The 337-nt window shown below is 33.2% G+C and carries 1 pseudogene; it reads left to right on the top strand.

From position 1 onward, the window contains the following. Positions 1-337: pseudogene (locus RH98_RS15815) on the top strand (hypothetical protein); the annotation flags it as partial.

Below are 337 nucleotides of genomic sequence, written 5' to 3'. Positions count from 1 at the left end.
GGCAGAGATTGCAAATAATGCTACGTTTATCACAGAGTTGGTAAACAACGATAGCTTTATTACAGAGTTGACCAATAAGGAAGAGTTTATCACAAATATCATCAACAAGTTAAATAAGACCTTTGGAAATGTAGTTTACAATAAAACAGAGAACAAGTTTTATTACTTAGATGATCAAGGTAAGCCACAAGAGATTGATTGGTCAGCCTTGAATACAATAAACGTAAGCTTTGTACTAGAAGAAATAGAGGGCAAAGATTATTTAGTAGTAAATGATTCAGATAAGGGTCGTGTAAAACTAGAGGTAGCAGAGATTGCAAATAATGATACTACGTGT

This window comes from Myroides injenensis M09-0166 (genome assembly GCF_000246945.1).
In the GTDB taxonomy this organism is placed as follows: Bacteria; Bacteroidota; Bacteroidia; order Flavobacteriales; family Flavobacteriaceae; genus Flavobacterium; species Flavobacterium injenense.
The sequence above is the reverse complement of the archived record's forward strand: the minus strand, read 5'-3'. Positions and strand labels throughout refer to the sequence as shown.